Source organism: Nonomuraea sp. NPDC050691 (assembly GCF_040654455.1).
Classification (GTDB): domain Bacteria; phylum Actinomycetota; class Actinomycetes; order Streptosporangiales; family Streptosporangiaceae; genus Nonomuraea.
This window is the reverse complement of record NZ_JBFAIA010000024.1, coordinates 52,412-74,774: the sequence shown is the minus strand read 5'-3', so window position 1 is coordinate 74,774 and position 22,363 is coordinate 52,412. Positions and strand designations below refer to the sequence as shown.

Here is a 22,363-nt window from a genome sequence, read left to right as displayed (position 1 = left end):
GGCCGTGGCCCGCATCCGCCGGGCGGTGCTGCCGGTGCTGGCGCACCTGCCGTCGGGCACCGCGTTCGCCGACCGCGCCGGCCTGGTGGCCAACGTGCACTGGCACGCGCCGCTGCTCGACCAGGAGCTGCTCGGCGAGTGCGCCACGGCGGCGCTGGAGGAGGCGCGGCTGCTCGGCCTGCTGGCCAACGACTCGCTCACCGACCTCGGCCGGGCCCTGGCCGGCCTCGCCGCGCACGCGGGCGACGAGAACGACGAGGTCGTGCCCCTCGTCGAGCACGACCCGATCCTGGTGGAGGCCTCCACGCGGGCGCTGGCCAGCGTGCGCAGGAGCGCCTTGTTCGGCCCCGACCTGACCGCGGTGGTCACCGGGCCGCCCGCGGCCGAGCTGGCCGCGCTGCTCGACCGCGTCGCCGAGCGCGAGTCGCGCGGGGCGGCCTCGGTGTGGCGGTTCACGCCCGCGAGCGTGCGCGGCGCGCTCGACCACGGCCACGACGCCGACGAGCTGCTGGAGGAGCTGGCCACGGTCGGCACGGTGCCGCAGCCGCTGGAGTACCTCGTGCGCGACGTGGCCCGCCGCCACGGCGAGGTGACCGTGACCACGGTCGGCTGCGTGGTGCAGGCGTCCGACCCGGCGCTGCTCGCCGAGATCGCCGCCAACCGGCGGCTGGCCCGCCTCGGGCTGCGGCTGCTCGCCCCCACGGTGCTGGTCGGCTCGGCCGACGCCGGGCGCACGCTGGCCACCCTGCGCGACAACGGCTACGCCCCGGTGCCCGTCGCCGACACCGGCGAGATCACCATCCGGCGGGTCCGCCCCGAGGAGCCGCCCGCGGGCGGCAAGCTGATCCTGCTGCCCGGGGGCCAGGTGGCCGAGCTGCCGGAACGGCCCGTCCCGCCGGGGGCCGCCGCGCTGGCCGGGCCCGACGGCCTCGCGCACATCGTGGCCGACCCCGCGCCCGACCCGTACGAGCACGCCCGCCGGCTGGTCGCGGCCGGTCAGAGCCCGCAGCCGGCCGGCCGCACCTGGGCCGTCATCGGGCGGATGGCGACCCGGCTGCCCACCGAGCAGCAGTCGCTGCTGGGGTTCGTGGTCGACCGGGGCGTGCGGGCCGGCATCACGCTGACCGGCGGCCTGACCGCCACCATCAGCCATGGCGAGCTCAAGGGCGGCGCGCTCGACGCCTGGTGCGAGGAGGCGGGCGACTACCTCGAGTTCCCGCTGGGCGAGATCGTCGAGGTCAGGGGAGCTTACTAGCCTTCTTGAGGTTGGCCACGAGCCCCTCGACGAAGGCCGCGTAGCCCTGGTAGCTGAACGGCGTCTCGGCCTGCCACGGGTAGAGCTGCCCCGCCTTGACCGCGGGGAGCTTGGCGAAGGTCGGCTTCTTCATCATCTCCGGGGGCTGGAGCGCCTGGCTGCGGGTGTCGTACAGGATGACGTCCGCGTCGTAGGTGTCGGCGTTCTCCCAGCTCAGCGTCTGGAAGAAGCCGCCCTCGTCCACCTTGGACGGCTTGACGACGTCGAGGCCGTTGGCGGTCAGGTGGACGATGTCAGGGTACTCCGGCGGGTTGACCACCCAGAACGCGTCGGCCCCGCCCGACACCATGAGGATCTTCAGGTCCTTGAACGCGGCCAGCTCCTTCGAGGCGGCCTCCAGCCGGGCCTTGGCCTCGGGCACCCCCCGCAGGTCGGCGCCGAGGGAGGTGGCGAGGGCCTCGTAGCGGCCGATCACCTCGGTGGCGCTCTTGCCGGTCAGCATGATGCCGGCCGTGGGGGCCACCTGCTCGATGGTGTCCTTGGACTTCTCCGGGACGTACCAGAGGGTGTCCTTCACGTACATGTTGCTGACCAGCAGGTCGGGCTGGAGCGTGATGTACTTCTCGACGTTGAACTCGTCCCACACGTTGCCGAGGCCCTCGACCTTGGTGATGTCGACGTTCCCGGCCTGCGGGTCCTTGCCGCCGTCCTTGAGCTTGTGCGGGCCGAACACCGCCACCGGCCGCACCCCGAAGTCCCACAGCGCGGCGGCCGAGCCGACCTGGGCCACGATGCGCGCGGGCCGCTGCGGGCGCTCCAGCTTCCGGCCGCGGTCGTCGGTGAACGTCCAGGCGCCGCCGGCGGATCCGCTCGGGGCGGGCGACCCGCCCGAGGGGGTGGCCTTCGTTCCGGTGCCGGACCCGCACGCCGCCAGGGTCAGCGACGCCGCCAGGCCCGCGGCCGCCGCGAGGAAGCCCCTGCGGGCCAGTACCGGTTCGGACATTTCCATCTCCTGAGGTTAGGCTTACCTTCATCGATCGTGATGAGATTAGCCTTACCTTAGTTTGACCGTGACGAGAGGGGGGCGGGTGCGCCCGGCCAAGCAGACCGAGCCGCCGACCGGGACGGCCCGCCCGTACGACGCCGTCGGTGACGTGGAGGACGGCCCGGACGCCGGGAGGACGGGGCGGCGGCGGGCAGCCCTCCTCGCCGGAGGACTGGTGGCGGCGCTCGGCGTGCTGGTGCTCGTCGCACTGGCCAGCGTGGCGCTGGGCGCCCGGTCCGTACCGCTCCCCACGGTGATCGACGCCTTCCTCGCGCCCGACGCCTCCAGCGACCACGCCGTGATCCGCGAGCTCCGGGTCCCCCGCACGCTGCTCGGCATCGGCGTGGGCGCCGCGCTCGGCCTGGCCGGGGCGATCATGCAGAGCCTCACCCGCAACCCCCTCGCGGACCCCGGCCTGCTCGGGATCAACGAGGGCGCCGCCCTCGGCGTCACCGTGGCGCTCGCACTCCTCGGGGTGTCCGACCCCGCCGTGTACGTGTGGTTCGCGTTCGCGGGCGCGGCCGTGGCCTCCGTGCTCGTCTACGCGCTGGGATCGGCGGGCCGGTCGGGCTCGGCCCCGGTACGGCTGGCGCTGGCGGGCGTGGCCGTGGGCATGGCCTTCACGGCCGCGTGCTCGGCGCTGCTGCGCATCGACGCCAAGACGTTCGACCGGATGAGGTTCTGGCTGACCGGGTCGCTGGCCGGGCAGGACTCGGGCACGCTGACGCGGCTGGCGCCGTTCATGGTGGCGGGCGTCGTCCTCGGGCTGATGCTGGCGCGGCCGCTCAACATGCTGGCGCTCGGCGACGACGCCGGCCGGGCGCTGGGCGTCGCCGTCGGCCGGACCCGGGTGCTCGCCGGGGTGGCCGTGACGCTGCTCTGCGGGTCGGCGACCGCGGCGGCCGGGCCGCTGTGGTTCGTGGGCCTCGCGGTGCCGCACGCCGTGCGCGCGCTCGTCGGCGGCGACCAGCGGTGGGTGCTGCCGTACTCGGCGATCGCCGCGCCGGCGCTGCTGCTGGCGGCCGACGTGATCGGGCGGCTCGTCGCCCGGCCCGGTGAGGTGCAGGTGGGCATCATGTGCGCGCTGCTCGGCGCCCCGGTCTTCATGCTGATGGCCCGGCGCCGGAGGCTCGCCGCCCTGTGACCTCCCGTTCAGAAAGATGCCCCGTACGATCCCGCGCAGGAGACCTTCCGTGACCCTGTCCTCCCCTCCCGGCCGGCCCCGGCGGGTGGTGCGCGTCGGGTCCTGGTCGGTACGGCCGGCGCCCCGGGCGCTGACCGCCTGCGTCGGGCTCGTCGTCACCGGGTTCGCGGTGGCCGTGCTGGCGATCTCCACCGGCGAGTTCACCGTCCCCGTGCCGGACGTGCTGCACGCCCTGTTCGGGCAGGGCACGCCCGTCGCCGAGCTCATCGTGGGCAAGCTGCGCGCCCCCCGGGTCGTCACCGGCCTGCTGGTCGGCGCGGCGTTCGGGATGAGCGGCGCGATCTTCCAGAGCCTCACCCGCAACCCGCTCGGCAGCCCCGACTTCATCGGGTTCACCGCGGGCGCCTCGACGGGCGGCATCCTCGCCGTCGTCTCCGGCGGCACGGCCGCGCACATCGCGGGCGGCGCGCTGGCCGGCTGCGTGGCCACGGCCCTGCTGGTGTACGGGCTGGCCTTCCGGCGCGGGGTGCAGGGCTACCGGCTCGTGCTCGTCGGCATCGGCGCGAACGCGCTGCTCATCGCGGTCAACTCGTACCTGCTGACTCGGGCCAACATCAACGACGCCGCCACCGCCGGCGCCTGGCTCACCGGCAGCCTGAGCGGCCGCGGCTGGGACCACGCGATCCCGGTCGGCGTGGCCGTCGTCGTGCTGCTGCCGGTCTGCGCGTACGTGTCGCGGCCCATGCGGATGATCGAGATGGGCGACGACGCGGCCCGCGCCATGGGGATCAACGTGGAAGGCGTGCGGGCGGCGGCCGTCGTCGCCGGGGTACTGCTGTGCGGCGTGGCCACGGCCGCCGCCGGTCCCGTCGTCTTCGTCGCGCTGGCCGCCCCGCAGCTCGCCCGGCGGCTGGCCCGCTCCCCCGGCGTCACCATGACGGCCTCGGCGCTCACGGGCGCCGTCCTCCTGACGGGCGCCGACCTCGCGGCGCAACGGGTGCTCGCGCCGGCGCAGCTCCCCGTCGGGGTGCTCACCGCCGCGATCGGCGGCGTCTACCTCGCCCTCCTCCTGCGAAAGGACCGCCACTGATGCCCGAGTCCGCCGCCCGGCTGTCGGGCTCCGGCCTGACGCTCGCCTACGACCAGCGGGTGGTCGCCGAGGACCTGGACGTGACGATCCCCGACGAGTCGTTCACCGTGATCATCGGCCCGAACGCCTGCGGCAAGTCCACGCTCCTGCGCGCCCTCGCCCGCATGCTCAAGCCGCGGAAGGGCGCCGTCCACCTCGACGGCAGCGTGATCACCTCGCTGCCGTCCAAGGAGGTGGCCCGCCGGCTCGGGCTGCTGCCGCAGAGCTCGATCGTGCCCGACGGCATCACCGTGGCCGACCTGGTGGCCCGGGGCCGTTACCCGCACCAGCGGCTGATGCGGCAGTGGTCACGGGCGGACGAGGCCGCGGTGGCCGAGGCGATGCGCGCCACCGACGTGACGGAGCTGGCCGAGCGGATCGTGGACGAGCTGTCGGGCGGGCAGCGGCAGCGGGTGTGGCTGGCCATGGCGCTGGCCCAGGAGACGCCGATCCTGCTGCTGGACGAGCCGACGACGTTCCTCGACATCGCGCACCAGATCGAGGTGCTGGACCTGTGCGCCGACCTGCACGAGGCGGGCCGCACGATGGTCGCCGTGCTGCACGACCTCAACCAGGCGTGCCGCTACGCCACACACCTCGTCGTCATGCGCGACGGCCGGATCGTCGCCGAGGGCGACCCGTCGGCGATCGTGACGCCCGAGCTGGTGGAGCGGGTGTTCGACCTGCGCTGCGAGATCATCGCCGATCCGCAGTCGGGCACCCCGCTCATCATCCCGGAGGCCCGCCGCCGCGCCCCCGCCCCGACCGTCCTCGTGGAGGGGCCCTAGCGGACGCCGCAGAGGCGGACGGCGAGCAGGGCGAGGGCGCGGGTCACCTCGCGCAGCTCCGCCAGCTCCACCTGCTCCCTCGGGGCGTGCGCGAACCGCACGTCCCCCGGCCCGTAGTGCAGCGACGGGATGCCGCCCGCCGTGTAGAGCCGCAGGTCGCTCCCGTACGGCGCGGCGGCCTCGCGCGGCCAGGCGCCCGAGACGTCGGCGACCGCCCGGTTCACCTCGCCCAGCAGCGGATGCCCCTCGGGCAGGCGCCCGCTGGCGAACTGGCCGCCCGGCCACGTCACCACCGGCGGGTTGTCCCGCAGCCAGGGGCTCGCCGCCCCGTGCACCGCCTCCTCCAGCGCGGCGCGCGCGTCGGCCGGGTCCTCGTCGAGCCGGACGCCGAGCCGTCCCTCGGCGACCAGCAGGTCGGGCACCGTGCTCGCCCAGTCGCCGGCCCGCACGGTGCCGATCTCGATGGGGTACGGCAGCGCGTTGTCGCCGTACAGGGGCGGCACGTCGCGGTTGCGGTCCTCCTCCAGCCGCCGCAGCGCCTCGAACACCGGCCAGAACACCTCGACGGCGCTGACCCCCTCGGTCCGGGTGGCGCCGTGGGCCGCCCGGCCGGGGACCTCCAGCCGGAAGGTCAGCGCGCCCGCGTTGGCCGTGATGACGGTGCCGCTGGTCGGCTCGGTGAGGACGGCCGCCTCGGCGGTGTGGCCCCGGGCCAGCGTGGCGAACGCGCCGAGACCGCCGTCCTCCTCGCTCATCACGCAGTGGACGGCCAGCGGCCGGACCAGGCTCACCCCGGCCGTGCGCAGGGCGCGGACGACGGCGAGGTTGGCGACCAGGCCGGCCTTCATGTCGCAGGCGCCCCGGCCGTGGAGGGTGTCGCCCACGATCCGCGCGGCGAACGGGTCGTTGCCCTCCCACTTGGCCAGGTCGCCGGTCGGCACGACGTCGACGTGGCCCTGGAGCGCCAGCGCGGGCACGCCCTCGCCGCCGGTGACGCCCACCACGCCGTACGCCTCCGTGCGGGGCGCCTCGGTACCGGGGAAGTCCTCGCGGGCCCGCAGCCCGTCGATGTCGATCTTCCACACGTCGACGTCGAGGCCGGCCTCTGCGAGCAGCCGGGCGAAGCGGTGCTGGAGCTCCGACTCGGCGTCGGTTCCCGTGATGCTGGGCACCCTGACCGTCTCGGTCAGCAGGCTCACGGTGCCGGGATCGTCGACGGCGTCCAGGACCCGGGCTTCCACGTCGCGCATGAGGCAACCCTAGCCACGCCCCGCCCCCGCCATGAACCCGGACCGGGCGCGGTGGCGATACAGGGGGGAGGTGCCGATGTGCGGCGATGGATGAGGATCGCGGCCGGGATCGTGACGGGGGTTCCTGGGGCCGCGCTGGCGGGGTGGGCGGCGGTGCGGTGGAGCGGGTTCGAGCCGGGCTGGCCGTGGGTTCCGGTGGTGGCGTTCACGCCGTACGCGGGGGGCGCGGCGGTGGTGGTACTGCTGGTCGCGGGGCTCCTGCGGCTGCGGGTGCCGGCGGCGCTGGCCCTGGTGGCGGCCATGGGACTGGGTGTCGCCGTGCTGCCCAGGGCGTTCGCGGACGGCGACACGGACGGCCCGGGGCCCCGAGTGCCGAGCGCGGAACGCCGTGAGGACACGATCGGAGCGGCGCCGCGCGTCCTGAGCGCGGGACGGCCGGAACACGCGGGTGCGGCGGAGTTGCGGGTGCTGAGCGCGAACCTGCTCGTCGGCTCGGCCGACCCCGCGGGCCTCGTGGCGCTGGTGGAGCGGCTGCGCCCCGACGTCCTGGCGCTCCAGGAGTTGACGTCCGAGGCGAAGGAGCGGCTGGAGCGGGCCGGGCTGCGCCGCGCCCTGCCGTACGTGGTCGCGCGTCCCGAAACCGGCGCGGCCGGGTCGGCGCTGTACGCGCGTCACCGGCTGACCCCCGCCGCGGGACCGCCGCCGAGCACGTTCGAGCAGGTGGCCGGGATGCTGGAGCTTCCGGGCGGCACGCGGGTGGAGATGGTGTCCGTGCACCCGTGCGCCGTTCACGTCTCCGAGACCCGGCCGTGCTGGCGGCGCGAGCTGGACGCGCTCCCCCGCGCCGACGGAACCCTGCGGGTGCTGGCCGGGGACTTCAACGCGACCCTCGACCACCTGCCGCTGCGCCACCTGCTGGCCTCCGGCTACCGGGACGCGGCCGACGCCACCGGGCGCGGGCTCACGCCGACCTGGCCGGCGCGCGCATGGCACGGCCTGCCCGGCGTGACGATCGACCACGTGCTCGTGCCGGAACGGGTGTCGGTGCGCGGGTACGGCGTGCACGCGCTGGCGGGCAGCGACCACCGTCCCGTCTTCGCCGAACTGACCCTTCGCTGACCCCACGCCCGAGCCGGCGTCTCACCGATCATGAAAGTGCTGGTGGGGCGCGGCGGCCTCCCGGTGGATCGTAAACTTGGCCCGTGGCAGAGCCCAAGTTCGAGATTCAGATGCTGCACGACCGGGTGATGATCCGGCTGGAGCAGAATGCCGAGGAGCGCCGGAGCGGTTCGGGGATCGTGATCCCGGCGACCGTCAAGCTCGCCAACCGGCTGGCCTGGGGAGAGGTCTGCGGCGTGGGGTCCAACGTGCGCTCGGTCAAGGTGGGCGACAAGGTGCTGCTCAACCCGGAGGACCAGTTCGAGGTGGAGCTGCACACCCAGGTCTACCTGGTGATGCGTGAGCGCGACCTGCACGCGGTGGCCACGCAGGAGACCGACCACGGCACGGGGCTCTACCTCTGATCCCGCGCCCGCCGGAAGCCTGATCACGCGGAATTGGCCGATCAGGCGCGGTCGGCTGATCAGGCGCGGTTGAAGGTCAGGCGCGGTTGAAGGTCAGCCACAGTTCGGCGGTCCACGCGCGCGCCGGGATGACGGCCAGCGCGCGTGTCGCCCTGCCGTCCAGGCCCACCACGGTCAGCCGGTAGGCGCCGCCCTGGGGCATGACGGCGATGACGTGGTCCTCGTCCCACCAGCCGAACAGCGCGGCCGGCCGTACCGCGACGCGCTTGATGATCCGGCCGGTGGCCGGGTCGGCGACGCAGAGCCGCTCGGCGGAGCGCGGCGGGCACCACAGCGCCAGGCGGCGGCCGGACGGCGAGTAGGGATCCTCGGGACCGGCGGGCCGGCCGAGCGTGGCGTGGGTGGTGAGGACGGCGCCGTCGGCGGCGCGATAGGCGCGCAGCCCGTCGCCGTGCCTCGCGATCAGGTCGCCCCGGGGCGTCCAGGTGAACGCCGCGCGCGCGTCGAGGCCGGCGACCGTGACCGTGCGGGCGGTGCCGGCCGCCACGTCCACGACGGTGAAACCGGCGGCACGCCAGGACCCGCCGGCCTTGCGCTCGACGGTCAGGGCGACCCGCCTGCCGTCCCGGGACCACGCGACGGAGGAGGCGGCGAGCGGCTTGGCGACGGTCGGGACGCGCCGCAGCGCGCCCGTGGTCCGGTCGCCGAGGAGGAGGGCGTCCTTGCCGGCCCGGTAAGCCGTGGGGACCATGGCGAGGGTGCGCCCGTCGGGCGACACCGCGGCCTCCGACACGCCCGCCCGCACGGTGAACGCGTCACCGGTGCGGGCACGCACGTACGTTGCCCTGGTGCCGAGCCCGTACGCGCTGAGGCGTACGGGATCGCCGCTCTGCTGCCGGTACGTCACACCGATGCCCGGCAGCGGCAGGGCCGCGGCGGCCCGCCCGGCGGTGTCGGTCGGCGCCGGGGTGGGCGTCGGGGTGAAGGCGGTGCTCGGGGCGGACGCTGTGGCGGCGAGCGCCGTGCGGTCCGGCGTGGTGAGGTTCGGCGCCGTGATACTCGGCGCGGTGAGGAGCGTCAGGGAGAGCGCGGCGGCGGCGTAGGCGGGCACGCCCCGCACACTAGACACCGGGCGGCGCGATATCCCGGGCGATACCGGCCCGGTATGGCGCCGGCGGCGGGGCGGCTCAGAAGAACCGCCGGCTCAGCAGGAGCAGGTCGACGCCGACCGCCTTCATGCCGAAGTACACGATCGTGGCGGCGGCGGCCACGGTGACGAGCAGGACGACGATGCGCACGGCCCAGCCCTGTCGCTTGTACCACTCGGTCCAGGCGTGCAGGGTGCGCTTGCCGAACTCCAGCACCCGCCGCGCCCAGTGGAACTCCGTGGCGAGCACGGCCAGCCCCGCGAACACCACGAGCCAGCCCGGCCCCGGGAACGGCACCATGATGAGGCCGCCCACGACCATGACGGCGCCGATCACGCCGATGACGATCTTGAGGGTCAGGGCGCCCGTGCGCGTGGAGCGGACGCCGTCCAGCCAGCCGTGCAGGCCGCCGCGGCGTGCGGGCATGTCGGAGGCGAGCGCGGCCTCGTCCTTCACCGCGTCGGCGTCCCCGGTCTCTGAGTCGTGGATCGGCACTGTCCCCCCGGACGTTCGGTCGTGCCCCCAAGGATACGGCCGGCCATTCGGACATATGTGACCGGAAGTATAATGATCTATATACCCGGCCGAAAGTAAAATCTCCCGCCTTAGCCGCACTATCTGTCAAACATCGGTTAATGTGCGCTATGCCCGAGGTCATGCTTCGTACAGTCACCGGCCCCATCCGCGCCGCCTCGGTGGACGGCGCCGTCCTCCCCCACGAGCACCTGCGCACCGACATGCGCTGGGCGGTCGGCATCGACTCCGACCCGCACCGCTGGCTCGACGAGGAGCACACGGTCACCGACGAGCTCCTCGACCTGCGCCGGTCGGAGGGGCTGAACCTCGTCGTCGAGCTCACCTGCCTCGGCATGGGCCGCGACGCCGCCGGGCTGGCCCGCCTCGCCGCCGCCGCGCGGGTGCCGGTGGTCGCCTCGACCGGCGTGTTCAGCCAGCCGTTCTCCCCGGCGCGCGACGCGGACGTGCACACGCTCACCCGGTTGCTCATGGACGAGATCTCGAACGGCCTCGACGGGACCGGCGTGTTCCCCGGAGTGATCGGCGAGGTCGGCTGCTGGGGCGCCGAGCCCACGCCCGCCGAGGAGCGCGCCCTCATCGCCGCCGCCCACGCCTCGATGGCCACCCGCCTCCCGGTCGCCACCCACGGCCGCGACGCGCTCGGGGTGCTGGAGATCCTGCTCGCCCAGGGGCTGCCCGCCTCGCGGGTCGCCGCCGGGTACGCGGGCTCCGACCTGCCCGACGCGCGCAAGATCGCCGAGACGGGCGCGTACGTGAGCGTCACCGCCCTCGGCGCCGGCGTGGACGCCGCCGTCCGGGTCGCGCTCGGCCTCATCGAGGAGGGACACGCGGAGCGGCTGCTGCTGAGCACGGGGACGAGCCGGGTGTCGCAGCTCGCCAAGTACGAGGGGCCGGGGTACGCGCACCTGTTCCACGCGGTGCTGCCGCGTCTGCGCGAGGCCGGGGTGGACGAGGACACGATCCGGCTCGTCACCCACGGCAACCCGCTGCGCTGGCTCACCTCCGGCGCCTCCTGACCGCCACCGCCCCGCCCGGCCTTCCCCCTGTCCCGCCGCCCGGCCCCTCCCCCGCCCCCCGTCTCCCCGGTGCCCACTGACTCCCACTGGCCGGCCCCTCACTGCCCGGTCCCTCACTGCCGGCCGACCGCCCACGCTGCCCGGCCGCCTGACCCGCCGCCGCCCAGCCGCCCGGGCGGGCTCCCGGCGCCGGGATCGGACGTCCGGAGGGTCGGAGATGGCTAGGATCGAGGCGATACGAGCCTGGCCGGGTGGGGGATGGTGAGCGAGGAGACGCACAGCGGCGGCCGGTCGCGCGGGCGCTTCGCGCGGCTGTCACGCCTGGGCACGACACGAATGGGCACGGCACGCCGGTCGGGCGGGGCGCTCGCGCGGCTGGGCGACGTGCCCGTCGTGGTGATGCTGGCGTGGGCCGGCTGGCTGGCGGTCCCGTGGTCGTTCAGCGGTCTCGCCCAGGCGCGCGCCGCCGCCGCCGCCGCCGAGGCCGGTCTCCCTCCGGCTCCGGCCGCCACCGAGGCCGCCTCCCCACCCACCCCACGCGGAACCGCCGCCGAGACGGCCGCCCCGGCTGCCCTCACCGGGACTCCCTCGCCGCCCGCCTTCGCCGAGACCGCCTCGCTGGTCGCTCCACGCGGCTTCGCCGCGCCCGGCAAGGCGTGGGGCCTGCCCGCGACCCGCCTGTCCCCCGCCACCGTCCTCCGGTCCGCGCCCTCTCAGGAGGCCGTGTCCGCGGGGGTGGGGCCGGAGGCGTTCGCGGCGGAGCGGGCGTGGATCGCGGGCGAGGTGCATGACGCCGCCGGCCACGGGCTGGCGGCCATCGCCATGCAGGCCGGGGTCGCCCTGGTCACCCTGGACGACGACCCCGAGCAGGCGCGGGTCTCGTTACAGGCCATCCGCGAGACGAGCCTGACCGCCTTGGCGCAGCTCCGCGCCGCCCTCGACCGCCTGGACCCCCGCCCTGGCGCCCCCGCCACCCGAGCCCCGTACAGCACGGACTCCGCACACGACGCGGACGGCGGGCTCGGGGCGCTGGTCGACGGGGTGCGGGCCGCCGGCCTGCGTGTGGAGGTCGAGCCGGCCGGCCCCGCCGTGCCGCCCCACCTCCAGGACGCCGTCTACCGCGTCGTACGCGAGTCCCTCACCAACGTCCTGCGCCACGCCGGCCCCTCCTCCACGGCCCGGGTCACGCTGTCCGGCGAGCCGGGCGCGTACGTCGTCGAAGTCGTCGACCACGCGGCCGGGACACCGGAACATCGGAGTGAGCCCGGCACCGGCGGCCGCGGTCTGGCCGGGATGCGCGCCAGGGTGACCGCGCTCGGCGGGCACCTCACCGCGGGCCCCCACCAGAACGGCGGCTTCCGCGTCCTCGCCCGCTTCCCCACAGAGACAGCCATCCCCACAGAGCCCGCCTCCGCCAGAGAAACCGCCGTCGCCCGCTTCCCCGCGAGGACCACGGGCACGGTTCCCGGGGAGGACGTGTGATCCGGGTCGCCGTCGCCGACGACCAGGCCGTCGTGCGCATGGGTCTGAGGGCGCTGCTGGAGCGCGAGCCCGACCTGGAGTTCGCCGGCGAGGCGGCCGACGGCGCCGCCGCGCTCGACCTGCTCCGCCGTACCCGTCCCGACGTGCTGCTGCTCGACATCCGGATGCCCGGCATGGACGGCCTGGCCACGCTGCGCGCCATCGCCGCCGACCCCGGCCTGGCGGGCACGCGGATCGTGGTGGTGACGACGTTCGCCGTCGACGAGTACGTCTTCGCCGCCCTCCAGGCCGGCGCCAGCGGCTTCCTGCTCAAGGACAGCGCCCCGGACGAGCTGGTGAACGCGGTGCGGGTGGTGGCGGCGGGCGAGGCGCTGCTGTCCCCGTCGATCACCCGGAAGGTCATCTCCCTGTTCGGCCGGAGCGGCGCCGAGCCCGTGCGCGGGCTGGACACGCTCACCCCGCGCGAGCGGGAGATGGTGGCGTGGGTGGCGACCGGCCGGTCCAACGAGGAGATCGCCGGGGAGCTGGTGATCAGCCCCGACACGGTCCGCACGCACGTGAGCCGGGCCATGGTGAAGCTGGGGGCGCGCGACCGGGCCCAGCTCGTGGTGTTCGCCATGCGGGCGGGGCTGGCCGTCCCGGGGTAGCGGGCTCAGCGCAGGAAGCCCTCGTAGTTGCGCTGCTGGAGCTGCGCCTCGATCTGCTTGACCGTCTCCAGGCCCACGCCCACCATGATGAGCACGCTGGTGCCGCCGAACGGGAAGTTCTGCTGCGTCCCCGGATCCCGGAGGATCATGAACGCGAGCAGGGGCAGCAGCGCCAGCACCCCGAGGTAGGCCGCGCCGGCGGCGGTCAGGCGCGACAGCACGTACGCGAGGTAGCCGGCCGTCGGCCCGCCCGGCCGGATCCCCGGCACGAACCCGCCGTACCTGCGCATGGAGTCCGCCACCTCCACCGGGTTGAACGTGATCGACACGTAGAAGTACGCGAACCCGACGATCAGCAGCACGTACGCGGTCAGGTAGAGCGGATGCGTGCCCGTGGCGAGGACCCTCGACACCCATCCGCCGGCCGCGTCCCCCAGCAGCGGCGCGGCCATGGTCGGCAGGTAGAGCAGCGACGAGGTGAAGATGACCGGCACGATGCCCGCCTGGTTGACCTTGAGCGGGATGTAGGTGCTGGTCCCGCCGTACATGCGGCGCCCGACCATGCGCTTGGCGTACTGCACGGGCAGGCGGCGCTGCGCCTGCTCCACGTACACGACGCCCGCGACGAGGAACACGCCCGTCACCAGCATCACCCCGAACGAGAACGGGCTCACCATGAAGATCGTCGACATGTACGACGGGAAGACGGCCACGACCTGGGTGAACATCAGCAGCGACATCCCGTTGCCGATCCCGCGGTCGGTGATCAGCTCGCCGAGCCACATGACCAGGCAGGTGCCCGCGACCATGGTCACCACGATGACGGCGACGCCGAGCAGGCTCTGGTCGCGCAACAGAGGCGTCGTGCAGCCCGGCAGCAGGTTGCCGGTGCGGGCCAGCGCCGTGACGGTGGTCGCGTTGAGGACGGCCATCCCGACGGTGAGGTAACGGGTGTACTGGGTGATCTTGGCCTGCCCGTTCTGTCCCTGCTTGCGCAGCGCCTCCAGCCGGGGCACCAGCACGGTGAACAGCTGCATGACGATGCCCGCGGTGATGTACGGCATGACGCCGAGCGCGAACACCGACAGCTTGAGCATGGCGCCGCCGCTGAGCAGTTGCAGCATGTCGACCAGCCCGCCCCGCGCCGTGCCCAGGCACTGCCGTACCGCGACCACGTCCACCCCGGGCGCGGGCAGCACCTGCCCGAGCCGGAACAACGCCAGCAGACCCAGCGTGAACAGCAGTTTCCTGCGGAGCTCCGGCACCCGGAACGCCCTGATCAGCACAGTGAGCATGGCTCCCGAGTCTGGCCCGGGACCGGCCGGGGGTCGTCCGCCCAGCCGATGCACCCGTGTACGCGGATCCGCGTACACGGGCCCACGTCATGAAGGCGGGTAGACCGCGGCGAGGATGTCGGGCAGGCGCGGGACCAGCCGGGTGAAGCGGCCCTCCGCGCAGCCCGCGTCCGGCTCGTTGGCGAGCTGCTGCGACACCAGGCCGGCGATCAGGCTCGCGGCCAGGGCGAGCCCGTCGTCGCCGGCCGCGTCGGGGTGCAGCTCGCCGCGCTCCACCGCGCCCTCGAGCAGGCCGGCGAAGTGCGCGTGGATGTCCAGCGCGGGCGCGTACGCCTGCGGGGACGGCGTGAAGCCGGGCACCGGCCGCCAGAACAGCAGCTGCGCGAGCACCTGGTTGTCCATGATCCACCGGGCGCCCGCCTCGTAGGAGGCCCCGAGGGCGCGCAGCCCGGGCGGGTGCGGCTCGGCGGCCCGGCGGACCGCGTCGAGGTACTGGCGCTGGCCGCGCTCGAACAGCGCGTCGTACACGGCGGTCCGTGACGGGAAGTACCGGTACAGCGAGGGCGGCTGGACGCCGAGCCGCCGGGCGACCGTGGACAGGCTCAGCCCGGCCACGCCCTCCTCGGCCATCACGCCGAGCGCCAGCCCGAGGATCTCGTCCTGCGTCTCCGCCCTGCGCCGGGCCCTGCGATCCGGAATGTCAGCCACGTCATGTAGCTTACGCTATGAGGATTAGCTACAGGTATTAGCTAAAGCTAAGGGGGATCGCATGTCGCGTCACATCGTGCTCACCGGACTGCGCCAGAACAACCTCAAGGACGTATCGCTGCGGCTGCCCAAGGAGCGGCTCACGGTGTTCACGGGTGTGTCGGGGTCGGGCAAGTCGTCGATCGTGTTCGAGACGATCGCGGCCGAGTCGCGGCGCCAGCTCAACGCCACGTTCAGCGCGTTCGTCCGCAACCGGCTGCCCTCCTTCGAACGCCCGCGCGCCGAGCGGCTGGCCGGGCTGACGGCCGCCGTCGTGGTGGACCAGAAGCCGGTCGGGGGCAACGCGCGCTCCACGGTCGGCACGATGACCGAGATCCACCCCATGCTGCGGGTGCTGTTCTCACGCCGGGGCGAGCCGTCGGCGGGCCCGGCCACCGCGTACTCCTTCAACGACCCACAGGGCATGTGCCCCGAGTGCCACGGCATCGGCCGGACCATGGAGGTGGATCTCGACCTGCTGCTGGACCGCGACCTGTCGCTGGAGGAGGGCGCCATCCGCATCCACCCCGTCGGCTCGTACGCCTGGAAGCTCTACGCGGCGAGCGGCCTGTTCGACCCCGCGAAGCCGCTGCGCGACTTCACCGGCGACGAGCTCGACCTGCTGCTGTACGGCGGCGGCTTCAAGGTCGAGCGCGGCGGCGGCTACGAGAACACCTACGAGGGCGTCGTCACCCGCTTCAACCGGCTGCACCTCAACCGCGCCGTCGACGCCCTCGACGAGACGGCGCGCCGCGTGGTCCGCGAGGGACGCTGCCCCGCGTGCCGGGGCGCGCGGCTCAACGCGGCGGCGCTCGCCTCACGCATCGGCGGGCGCAACCTCGCCGACCTGTGCGCCCTGGAGGTCGCCGACCTGATCGGCGTGCTGGAGGAGCTGGACGACCCGGTCGCCGGCGAGGCGGTCGAGGCGCTGCGCCGCATCGAGGCGATCGGCCTCGGCTACCTGACGCTCGACCGCGAGACCCCCACGTTGTCGGGCGGCGAGGCGCAGCGCCTGAAGACCGTACGCCACCTCGGCAGCAGCCTGACCGGCCTGACGTACGTGTTCGACGAGCCCAGCGCCGGCCTGCACCCACGCGACGTGCACCTGCTCGGCGACCTGCTGCTGGAACTGCGCGACAAGGGCAACACCGTGCTGGTCGTCGAGCACGACCGCGACCTGATCGAGCTCGCCGACCACGTCGTGGACCTGGGGCCGGGCGCCGGCGCCGACGGCGGCCGGGTCGTGTACGAGGGGACGGTCGCCGGGCTGCGCGCGAGCAGTACGCTGACCGGCCGCATGCTGGACCGGGCGAGCGGGTTCAAGGACTCCCACCGCACGCCGGCCGGCTGGCTGACCGTCGCCGGCGCCCGTACGCACAACCTCAGGGACGTGACGGTCCGCGTGCCCCTGGGCGTGCTCACTGCGGTCACCGGCGTGGCGGGGTCGGGCAAGAGCACGCTGGCCACGGTCGAGCTCGCCGCCCGCCACCCCGGCGTGATCCTCGTCGACCAGTCGGCCATCCCCGCCTCGCCGCGCTCGACCGTGGCGACGTACCTGAGCGCGATGGACCCGCTGCGCCGGATGTTCGCCCGCGCCCACGGCGTGCGGGCGGCGCTGTTCAGCGCCAACTCGGAGGGCGCCTGCCCGGCCTGCGGGGGACGCGGCGAGATCACCACGGACCTGGCGTTCATGGACCCGGTCACCCGCGTCTGCGACGCGTGCGAGGGCACCCGCTTCCGGCCGGAGACGCTGTCGTACCGGGTAGGCGGGCGGACCATCGCCGAGGTGCTGGCGCTGACGGCCGACGAGGCGGCCCGCGCCTACGACCTGCCGGGACCGGCGCGGCTGGCGGACCTCGGGCTCGGCCACCTGACGCTGGGGCGCGCGCTCACCACCCTGTCGGGCGGAGAGCGCCAGCGGCTCAAGCTGGCGCACCGGCTGCGGGAGGAGGGCAACGTCTACGTCTTCGACGAGCCGACCACCGGCCTGCACATGGCCGACGTCGGCACGCTGCTCGCCCTGCTCGACCGGCTGGTCGACGCCGGGAACACGGTCGTCGTGGTCGAGCACGACCTGGAAGTGGTCAAGCACGCCGACTGGGTGATCGACCTGGGGCCGGAGGCCGGCCGGCACGGGGGTGAGGTGGTGTTCGAGGGCACCCCGCCCGAGCTGAGCCGGGCCTCCACCGCCACGGCGGCGTACCTCGCCAGGTCACTCGGCGGCCCTCAGGCCACGCGGTAGTCGTCGTCCCGCGCGTCCATGATGGCCATGTGGCCCGGCAGGTGGCCGATCGCGAACTCCACCCCGCTGGCCATGATCGCCGCCTGCGGCGTCACCCCGCACGCCCAGAACAGCGGCACCTCGCCCGGCCGCACCTCGACCGGATCGCCGAAGTCCGGGCGGGCGAGGTCCGCGACGCCGATCACCGCCGGATCGCCCACGTGGACCGGCGCGCCGTGCACCCTCGGGTACCGGCCGCTCACCTCGATCGCGGTGGCCACCAGCTCCGCGGGCACCGGCCGCATCGACACCACGAGCGGCCCCGACAACGTCGCCGTCGGCTCGCACGGGACGCTCGTGCGGTACATCGGCACGTTCGTCCCCAGCTCCAGGTGCCGCACCGGCACGCCCGCCGCGAGCAGCGCGCCCTCGAAGGTGAAGCTGCAGCCGATGAGGAACGGCACCAGGTCGTCCCGCCACCACGCCACCACGTCGCCGGCGTCGGCGACCGGCCGCCCGTCCCGGTAGACGCGGTAGCCCGGCAGGTCGGTGCGCAGGTCGCCGCGGAACAGCGCCGTGGAGTACGCACCCGGCTCCCCCACGTCGAGGACCGGGCACGCCCGCGCGTTGCGATGGGCGAACAGCAGCAGCTCATAGCCGAGCGGCCGGGGCACGGCGATCAGGTTGGCCTGCGTCCAGCCCCTGCACCAGCCCGCGGTGGGCGACCGCTCGCCCGCGCGGAACCGCTCGCGCGCCTGCGCGGGCGTCAGGTCTGCGACATCCACGCTTCGACAGTACGCCCGAGGGTGCCGCTCAGCGCTCCACCGAGAAGGTGTGCGTTCTACGAAGCTCCCTCCTCCACCGAGAAGGTGTGCGTTCTACGAAGCTCCCTCAGCGCTCCACCGAGAAGGTGTGCGGGCCGAGGCTCATGCCGTCGTCCCCCTGGGGCACCACGTACCCGTGGGCGACGAGGGTCGCCAGGCTGCGCCGCACCCCGTCCTCCTCCAGACCTGTGGCGCGGCACAGCGCGCCGACGTCCACGCTGCCGCCGCCCTGCGCCTGCGCGGCGACGGCCTCGTAGACATGCACGTCCACGTCCGACAGCGCCTGCACGTCATGGGCCCGCGCGTCCTCGTCTTCGTGGTGGGTCATGAGCGTGCCCTCGCTCCCTCCCTCAGCCGCTCCGGGTCCACGTCCCGCTCGGGGTAGCGGCGCAGGTACTCGCTCTCCAGCTCGTTCGTCCGCGAGGTGTGGCGGGCGAGCGCGTCGTCGGAGCCGTGCAAGAAGGCGTCGGTTCGGGTGGCGTGCAGTTGCCGCAGCTCACGCAGCAGATCGTCGTCACTCAGTTCTCTGGGGTCGATTCCCATGGTCGTCATGGGGTGCCCCCTACCCGGAATGACCTCGACAATATCTGTCACATTTCCTGACACATGGGATTGCCGGGAACAGAAGTGAGCCTTACCTTCCCGTTATGGACCTTGAGCTCCGGCACCTCAGGATCGTCCGGGCGGTCGCCGACGCGGGAAGCGTGAGCAAGGCCGCGTCCACGCTGGGCCTGGCGCAGCCGGCCCTGTCCGCCCAACTCAAACGCATCGAGAGAGCGCTCGGCGGCAGCCTGTTCGAACGCGACAGGCTCGGGGCCCGGCCCACCCGCCTCGGCGAGCTGGTGCTCGCCCGGGCCCGTGTCCTCCTCCCGGCCGCCCAGGAACTCCAGGACGAGGCGGCCCGCTTCGTCACCCGCCCCTCCCCCGGGTTCCGCATCGGCGCCACGTACGGGCCCGTGCTCGGCGGCCTCGTCGACCGGCTGGCGGCCGAACACACGGTCAGCACGTACACGAGCTGGTCGGCCCGCGAGCTGGCCTCGATGGTGGAGCTGGGACGCCTGGACTACGCGCTCGTCGGCGCCTGCGGCGACAGCGGCGCCCCCGCCGGCGCGCTGCTGTGGGACTCGATCAGCCTGGACCCCATCTTCGTGCTCGTCTCAGAGCGGCACCCGGCGGCCGGGGAGAAGGAGGTGGAGCTGGCGGACCTGGCGGACGAGCAGTGGGCCGTCACGCCGGGCGACGCCTGCTTCGCCGACTGCTTCGCGATGGCGTGCGCCCGCGCCGGGTTCACGCCCGGCACGATCTACGAGACCGACGTGACCACCTGCGCGCACCTCGCCCAGGTCGGCCGGGCGGTGGCGCTCTGCCAGGCCACGCACGTGCCGGAGCCGGAGCTGGTCATGGTGCCACTGGCGGGGGCGCCGTTACGCTGGCGCCAGCTCCTCGGCCGCCACCCCTCCGCGCCGGACGCCACCTGGGTCCTGTCCCACGCCAAGCAGGCCCACCTGGACTCGGTACACCGGAACCCCGTGTACAGCGACTGGCTCGTCCGCAACCCGTCCTTCGGCACCGCCCCGTGACTTCCTAGATCGCGACCCGTCGGCTCACACGGGCCAGGTCGCCACCATGAACTCCCACCCGGGCCGCCACTCGAACGGCGCGCCCACCAACTCCTCCAGCGGCACGCCCTCCAGCAGGTTCTGCAGAGCCCACCGGTTGGCGGAGTGCGCGACGACGAGCACCGTACGCCCCTGCCACTCCTTCATGCAGTCCTCCAGGAAGGAGGCGGTCGCGGCCACCACGTCCCGGTAGCTCTGCCCACCGGGCCAGGGGGCGTCGATGTACCGGCGCCGCAGGGCCGCCACCTCGCTCACGGGCCGCCCGTTGTAGATCCCGTAGTCGCACTCCCGCAACCGCACGTCGACCCGGACCTCCTTGCCGCGCCTGTCGCGGGTCCCCCTGCCCCTGGCCTCCCCGTCGCGGGCCTCACTCTCGCGGGCTTCACTCTCGCGGGACGGAAAGGCGATCTCCACGGTCTCCACCGCCCGCCGCAGGTCGGAACAGTAGACCACGTCCACGTCCCGGCGCCGGACCCCGAGCTCGACGGCCAACTCCCGCCCCCGCTGCGACAACGCGCCGGGCAGGATGCCGGTGGCGATGCCGATCTCGTTGTCCACGGTGACGGAGTGCGTCTCGTAGACCAGTCTCACGCCCATCCCCAGACGCTACCCATGGGAACCCGTGACCCACTCGATCAACCGGCGGGAGCGTGGAATGATGTGCTCGCAGCGAACCATCCCTCGGCGCGACGGGCCTATGCTCTACCCTTAGCCTGCGCCCCGGGGTACGGGGGCGGCGGACAACTGAATCCAGGGGCGGTAGCTCAGCCGGTCAGAGCATCGGACTCATAATCCGTGGGTCGTGGGTTCAAGTCCCACCCGCCCTACTTCCCTTAACCTGCCAGAACCCCCGCCTGACCTGCGCTGTTGCGCCAGGGCGGGGGTTCGTCGTGTCCGGCTGTCTACGGCGTTCGACGGGCGCTTACGGTTGGCCCTTCCCAATGCTTTCCCGCGGGATCAGGCTCGCCGTCAGTCCTCCAGGGCTTCGGAGATGCGTCGCTTGGCGGCTTCGTCCTGACCCACGATGCACTTCGCGTAGATGCGCAGGAGCACATCGACGCTGTGGCCCGCCCACTCGGCGACCTGGGTGGCCGGCACGCCTGCGTTGAGCCACGTGGAGACGCAGGCGTGCCGAAGGTCGTAGACGCGCTTGGCCAGCGGGGAGACGTACTCCTGTTCGGTGAAGACAGCCTTGCGAGCCTTCTTCCAGGCGCGCATGTACGTGATGTTCGGCAGTTCCCCACCCTGTTCCCCCCAGAACAGCCGTCCGTCCGGGCCGGTGCCGAACGTCGCGATGTGGGCACGGAGAATCCGCGTCAGTGCAGGCGGGCAAGGCACTACGCGGGCATGCCCGTCCGGACGGTGCTTGAGGGATCGTTCCTCTCGCGGCATGCCGTCATCAGTCCACTCGCGGCCGGCGAACGGAGCCGCGACGGCGAAGTGGAGTTCTCCCCAGTCGTCCACCGGCTCTTCCAGCTCGCCGGTCTCCGCGTTTCTGACCAGATCAGGAAGGGTGACGTTGTACCCACGGAGATTCACGGCCTCTTCCGGGCGAAGCGCGGCGTAGTACATGACCGCGAAGAACGCCACCAGCCGGGGGCCACTCCGTGGCTGCTTCCCCACGGCGTCCAGCAATGCCCGTACTTGCGCGTGATTCACGACGCTACGACGGTCCACTTCGTGTGTCGTCCTCGGCAGCTTCCACTTCAGGCCCCGGATGGGATTCGCCTCCAGGAGCTTCAGCTCCACGGCGTAGTCGAGGGCGTTCTGCAGGATGGTCTTGTTCCGAAGCACCGTACTCGCGGCGGCGCGCTTGCCGTCCAACCGTGAGGTTGCCATGTCGAGCATGGATCGCACTGTCTCCGGGTCCGCAAGCGCGGATACAGGGCTGGTGTTTTCCGCGAGCCAGCCGAGTACAGCAGCGGTGCCTTCAGGTGCGCAGGCGCGCTGCTTGGTGTTGAAAGCCCAGCGGCGCATGGCCGTTCTCAGTTCGAGATCGCTCGGCCTGCCACGCTCGCCGGCGAGCATGGCAGGGGTGGCGGCGGTCAGCGCTCGTGCGATGTCCTGCCGGTACTTCGCGGATGCGGCCTTCCACTTCATGTCCACGAATTTGCACGCGAAGTCGTACCAGCTCATCTCCCCGCGGATCGCGCGGCCCCAGGAGACAGGTTCGCCGGTTAGGACGCTGAACGCCTCTCCGTTCCGTGCGGCCATGACCAGAGAGCTTCGGTAGGTGTCGGCCTGCGCTTCCCTCTGGAAAGGTCGCTTCCACAGCTTGCCAGCGGTCTGCCACAGGACCCGATACGAGGTGACCTTGCCGTCCTTGTTTTTCCGGACCTCGGTCTTGTAGACGCGGACGTCATAGGTGATGTCCTTCATTAGGCGGTGTCCTCCAGGCTGTTCAGCCAGCGGTCGTAGTCGGTGCGGCGGATGCGTAGGTCGCCGTTGGGGAGCTTGAGGCAGCGGGGGGCGCGGCCTTTGGCGCGCCAGTCGTAGAAGGTGGATCGGGCGATGCCGAGTTCGGTGCAGAACTCGGCGACGGTGAGGTGCTTGCCGGTGGCGGTGGCCATGGGCGGGCGTGTCCTTCCGGGTTCCGTGGACGGGTGTGGAGGGGCTCCGGTGTGGGAGCGCGAGAGGGGGTGTTTCGGGGGTGTGGTGAGGGGTTGTGAGGGGGGTAGCCGTCCCAGCCGTCC

At 73.3% G+C, this 22,363-nt stretch carries 23 protein-coding genes and 1 tRNA gene; 12 read left to right on the top strand and 12 right to left on the bottom strand.

Annotated features, from left to right (window positions below):
• Window positions 1–1,255, top strand: a 1,255-nt coding sequence (locus AB0H81_RS13415; RefSeq protein ID WP_358373474.1) for a helicase-associated domain-containing protein, incomplete at its 5' end; no start/stop codon positions are given.
• On the opposite strand, the gene AB0H81_RS13410 is transcribed toward AB0H81_RS13415, so the two are convergent.
• Window positions 1,239–2,258 (bottom strand): ABC transporter substrate-binding protein, encoded by a 1,020-nt coding sequence (locus tag AB0H81_RS13410; RefSeq protein ID WP_358373471.1) that lies wholly within the window; start codon window positions 2,256–2,258, stop codon window positions 1,239–1,241. The genes AB0H81_RS13415 and AB0H81_RS13410 overlap by 17 nt on opposite strands.
• A 67-nt stretch (window positions 2,259–2,325) precedes the next feature.
• Between AB0H81_RS13410 and AB0H81_RS13405 the strand changes: the two genes are divergently transcribed.
• Genes AB0H81_RS13405 through AB0H81_RS13395 form a run of 3 tightly spaced genes read left to right on the top strand, consistent with a single transcriptional unit; the run spans window position 2,326 to window position 5,361 of the window.
• Window positions 2,326–3,444 carry an iron chelate uptake ABC transporter family permease subunit gene (locus AB0H81_RS13405; protein ID WP_358373468.1) on the top strand — a complete coding sequence of 373 codons (1,119 nt, stop codon included), beginning with the start codon at window positions 2,326–2,328 and terminating at the stop codon, window positions 3,442–3,444.
• A 49-nt stretch (window positions 3,445–3,493) separates the two neighbouring features.
• Window positions 3,494–4,534: an iron chelate uptake ABC transporter family permease subunit gene (locus AB0H81_RS13400; protein ID WP_358373465.1), complete on the top strand. Its 1,041-nt coding sequence runs from the start codon at window positions 3,494–3,496 to the stop codon at window positions 4,532–4,534.
• On the top strand, window positions 4,534–5,361 hold the full coding sequence (locus tag AB0H81_RS13395; protein ID WP_358373462.1) for an ABC transporter ATP-binding protein: 828 nt from the start codon (window positions 4,534–4,536) through the stop codon (window positions 5,359–5,361). Before AB0H81_RS13400 ends, AB0H81_RS13395 begins: the two co-directional genes overlap by 1 nt.
• Here the strand turns inward: AB0H81_RS13395 and AB0H81_RS13390 are convergent.
• Entirely contained in the window at window positions 5,358–6,611 is a 1,254-nt protein-coding gene (locus AB0H81_RS13390; RefSeq protein ID WP_358373459.1) for an ArgE/DapE family deacylase, read from the bottom strand. The two genes, AB0H81_RS13395 and AB0H81_RS13390, sit on opposite strands and share 4 nt — an antisense overlap.
• Before the next feature lie 78 nt (window positions 6,612–6,689).
• On the opposite strand from AB0H81_RS13390, the gene AB0H81_RS13385 reads away from it, so the two are divergent.
• Together AB0H81_RS13385 and AB0H81_RS13380 are read left to right on the top strand one after the other, a co-directional pair.
• Entirely contained in the window at window positions 6,690–7,730 is a 1,041-nt protein-coding gene (locus AB0H81_RS13385) for an endonuclease/exonuclease/phosphatase family protein (protein ID WP_358373456.1), read from the top strand.
• Between the two features lie 83 nt (window positions 7,731–7,813).
• Entirely contained in the window at window positions 7,814–8,134 is a 321-nt protein-coding gene (locus tag AB0H81_RS13380; RefSeq protein WP_358373453.1) for a co-chaperone GroES, read from the top strand.
• Window positions 8,135–8,210: 76 nt separating this feature from the next.
• On the opposite strand, the gene AB0H81_RS13375 is transcribed toward AB0H81_RS13380, so the two are convergent.
• Together AB0H81_RS13375 and AB0H81_RS13370 are read right to left on the bottom strand one after the other, a co-directional pair.
• Entirely contained in the window at window positions 8,211–9,263 is a 1,053-nt protein-coding gene (locus AB0H81_RS13375; RefSeq protein ID WP_358373450.1) for a hypothetical protein, read from the bottom strand.
• Window positions 9,264–9,321: 58 nt separating this feature from the next.
• Window positions 9,322–9,777, bottom strand: coding sequence for a TIGR02611 family protein (locus AB0H81_RS13370; protein ID WP_358373447.1), 456 nt, complete (start codon window positions 9,775–9,777; stop codon window positions 9,322–9,324).
• Window positions 9,778–9,938: 161 nt separating this feature from the next.
• Here AB0H81_RS13370 and AB0H81_RS13365 point away from each other — a divergent pair, with 161 nt between their 5' ends.
• The 3 genes from AB0H81_RS13365 (at window position 9,939) to AB0H81_RS13355 (ending at window position 12,964) form a co-directional block, all read left to right on the top strand.
• Window positions 9,939–10,835 carry an aryldialkylphosphatase gene (locus AB0H81_RS13365; protein WP_358373445.1) on the top strand — a complete coding sequence of 299 codons (897 nt, stop codon included), beginning with the start codon at window positions 9,939–9,941 and terminating at the stop codon, window positions 10,833–10,835.
• Between the two features lie 258 nt (window positions 10,836–11,093).
• Window positions 11,094–12,317: a histidine kinase gene (locus AB0H81_RS13360; protein WP_358373442.1), complete on the top strand. Its 1,224-nt coding sequence runs from the start codon at window positions 11,094–11,096 to the stop codon at window positions 12,315–12,317.
• Window positions 12,314–12,964 (top strand): response regulator transcription factor, encoded by a 651-nt coding sequence (locus AB0H81_RS13355; protein WP_358373439.1) that lies wholly within the window; start codon window positions 12,314–12,316, stop codon window positions 12,962–12,964. Before AB0H81_RS13360 ends, AB0H81_RS13355 begins: the two co-directional genes overlap by 4 nt.
• 5 nt (window positions 12,965–12,969) lie before the next feature.
• On the opposite strand, the gene secY is transcribed toward AB0H81_RS13355, so the two are convergent.
• Window positions 12,970–14,259, bottom strand: coding sequence for a preprotein translocase subunit SecY (gene secY / locus AB0H81_RS13350; protein WP_358373438.1), 1,290 nt, complete (start codon window positions 14,257–14,259; stop codon window positions 12,970–12,972).
• A gap of 87 nt (window positions 14,260–14,346) precedes the next feature.
• Window positions 14,347–14,967, bottom strand: coding sequence for a TetR/AcrR family transcriptional regulator (locus tag AB0H81_RS13345; protein WP_358373437.1), 621 nt, complete (start codon window positions 14,965–14,967; stop codon window positions 14,347–14,349).
• A gap of 61 nt (window positions 14,968–15,028) precedes the next feature.
• Here AB0H81_RS13345 and AB0H81_RS13340 point away from each other — a divergent pair, with 61 nt between their 5' ends.
• The gene (locus tag AB0H81_RS13340) at window positions 15,029–17,248 is read left to right on the top strand and encodes an excinuclease ABC subunit UvrA (RefSeq protein ID WP_358373434.1); all 2,220 of its coding nucleotides are present in this window, start codon (window positions 15,029–15,031) and stop codon (window positions 17,246–17,248) included.
• Here the strand turns inward: AB0H81_RS13340 and AB0H81_RS13335 are convergent.
• The 3 genes from AB0H81_RS13335 to AB0H81_RS13325 form a co-directional block, all read right to left on the bottom strand.
• Window positions 17,233–18,012 carry a putative hydro-lyase gene (locus AB0H81_RS13335; protein ID WP_358373433.1) on the bottom strand — a complete coding sequence of 260 codons (780 nt, stop codon included), beginning with the start codon at window positions 18,010–18,012 and terminating at the stop codon, window positions 17,233–17,235. The genes AB0H81_RS13340 and AB0H81_RS13335 overlap by 16 nt on opposite strands.
• A gap of 106 nt (window positions 18,013–18,118) precedes the next feature.
• The gene (locus tag AB0H81_RS13330; protein ID WP_358373430.1) at window positions 18,119–18,379 is read right to left on the bottom strand and encodes a hypothetical protein; all 261 of its coding nucleotides are present in this window, start codon (window positions 18,377–18,379) and stop codon (window positions 18,119–18,121) included.
• Entirely contained in the window at window positions 18,376–18,603 is a 228-nt protein-coding gene (locus tag AB0H81_RS13325; protein WP_358373427.1) for a DUF6158 family protein, read from the bottom strand. Before AB0H81_RS13325 ends, AB0H81_RS13330 begins: the two co-directional genes overlap by 4 nt.
• A gap of 95 nt (window positions 18,604–18,698) precedes the next feature.
• On the opposite strand from AB0H81_RS13325, the gene AB0H81_RS13320 reads away from it, so the two are divergent.
• Window positions 18,699–19,631: a LysR family transcriptional regulator gene (locus tag AB0H81_RS13320; RefSeq protein ID WP_358373424.1), complete on the top strand. Its 933-nt coding sequence runs from the start codon at window positions 18,699–18,701 to the stop codon at window positions 19,629–19,631.
• Window positions 19,632–19,655: 24 nt separating this feature from the next.
• Here AB0H81_RS13320 and AB0H81_RS13315 read toward each other — a convergent pair whose 3' ends face one another.
• Window positions 19,656–20,267 (bottom strand): histidine phosphatase family protein, encoded by a 612-nt coding sequence (locus AB0H81_RS13315; RefSeq protein ID WP_358373422.1) that lies wholly within the window; start codon window positions 20,265–20,267, stop codon window positions 19,656–19,658.
• A gap of 156 nt (window positions 20,268–20,423) precedes the next feature.
• Between AB0H81_RS13315 and AB0H81_RS13310 the strand changes: the two genes are divergently transcribed.
• Window positions 20,424–20,497 (top strand) — tRNA-Ile (locus tag AB0H81_RS13310).
• 142 nt (window positions 20,498–20,639) lie between these two features.
• On the opposite strand, the gene AB0H81_RS13305 is transcribed toward AB0H81_RS13310, so the two are convergent.
• Window positions 20,640–22,049, bottom strand: coding sequence for a tyrosine-type recombinase/integrase (locus AB0H81_RS13305; RefSeq protein WP_358373420.1), 1,410 nt, complete (start codon window positions 22,047–22,049; stop codon window positions 20,640–20,642).
• Entirely contained in the window at window positions 22,049–22,240 is a 192-nt protein-coding gene (locus AB0H81_RS13300; protein ID WP_358373418.1) for a helix-turn-helix domain-containing protein, read from the bottom strand. Before AB0H81_RS13300 ends, AB0H81_RS13305 begins: the two co-directional genes overlap by 1 nt.
• Between the last annotated feature and the right edge of the window lie 123 nt (window positions 22,241–22,363).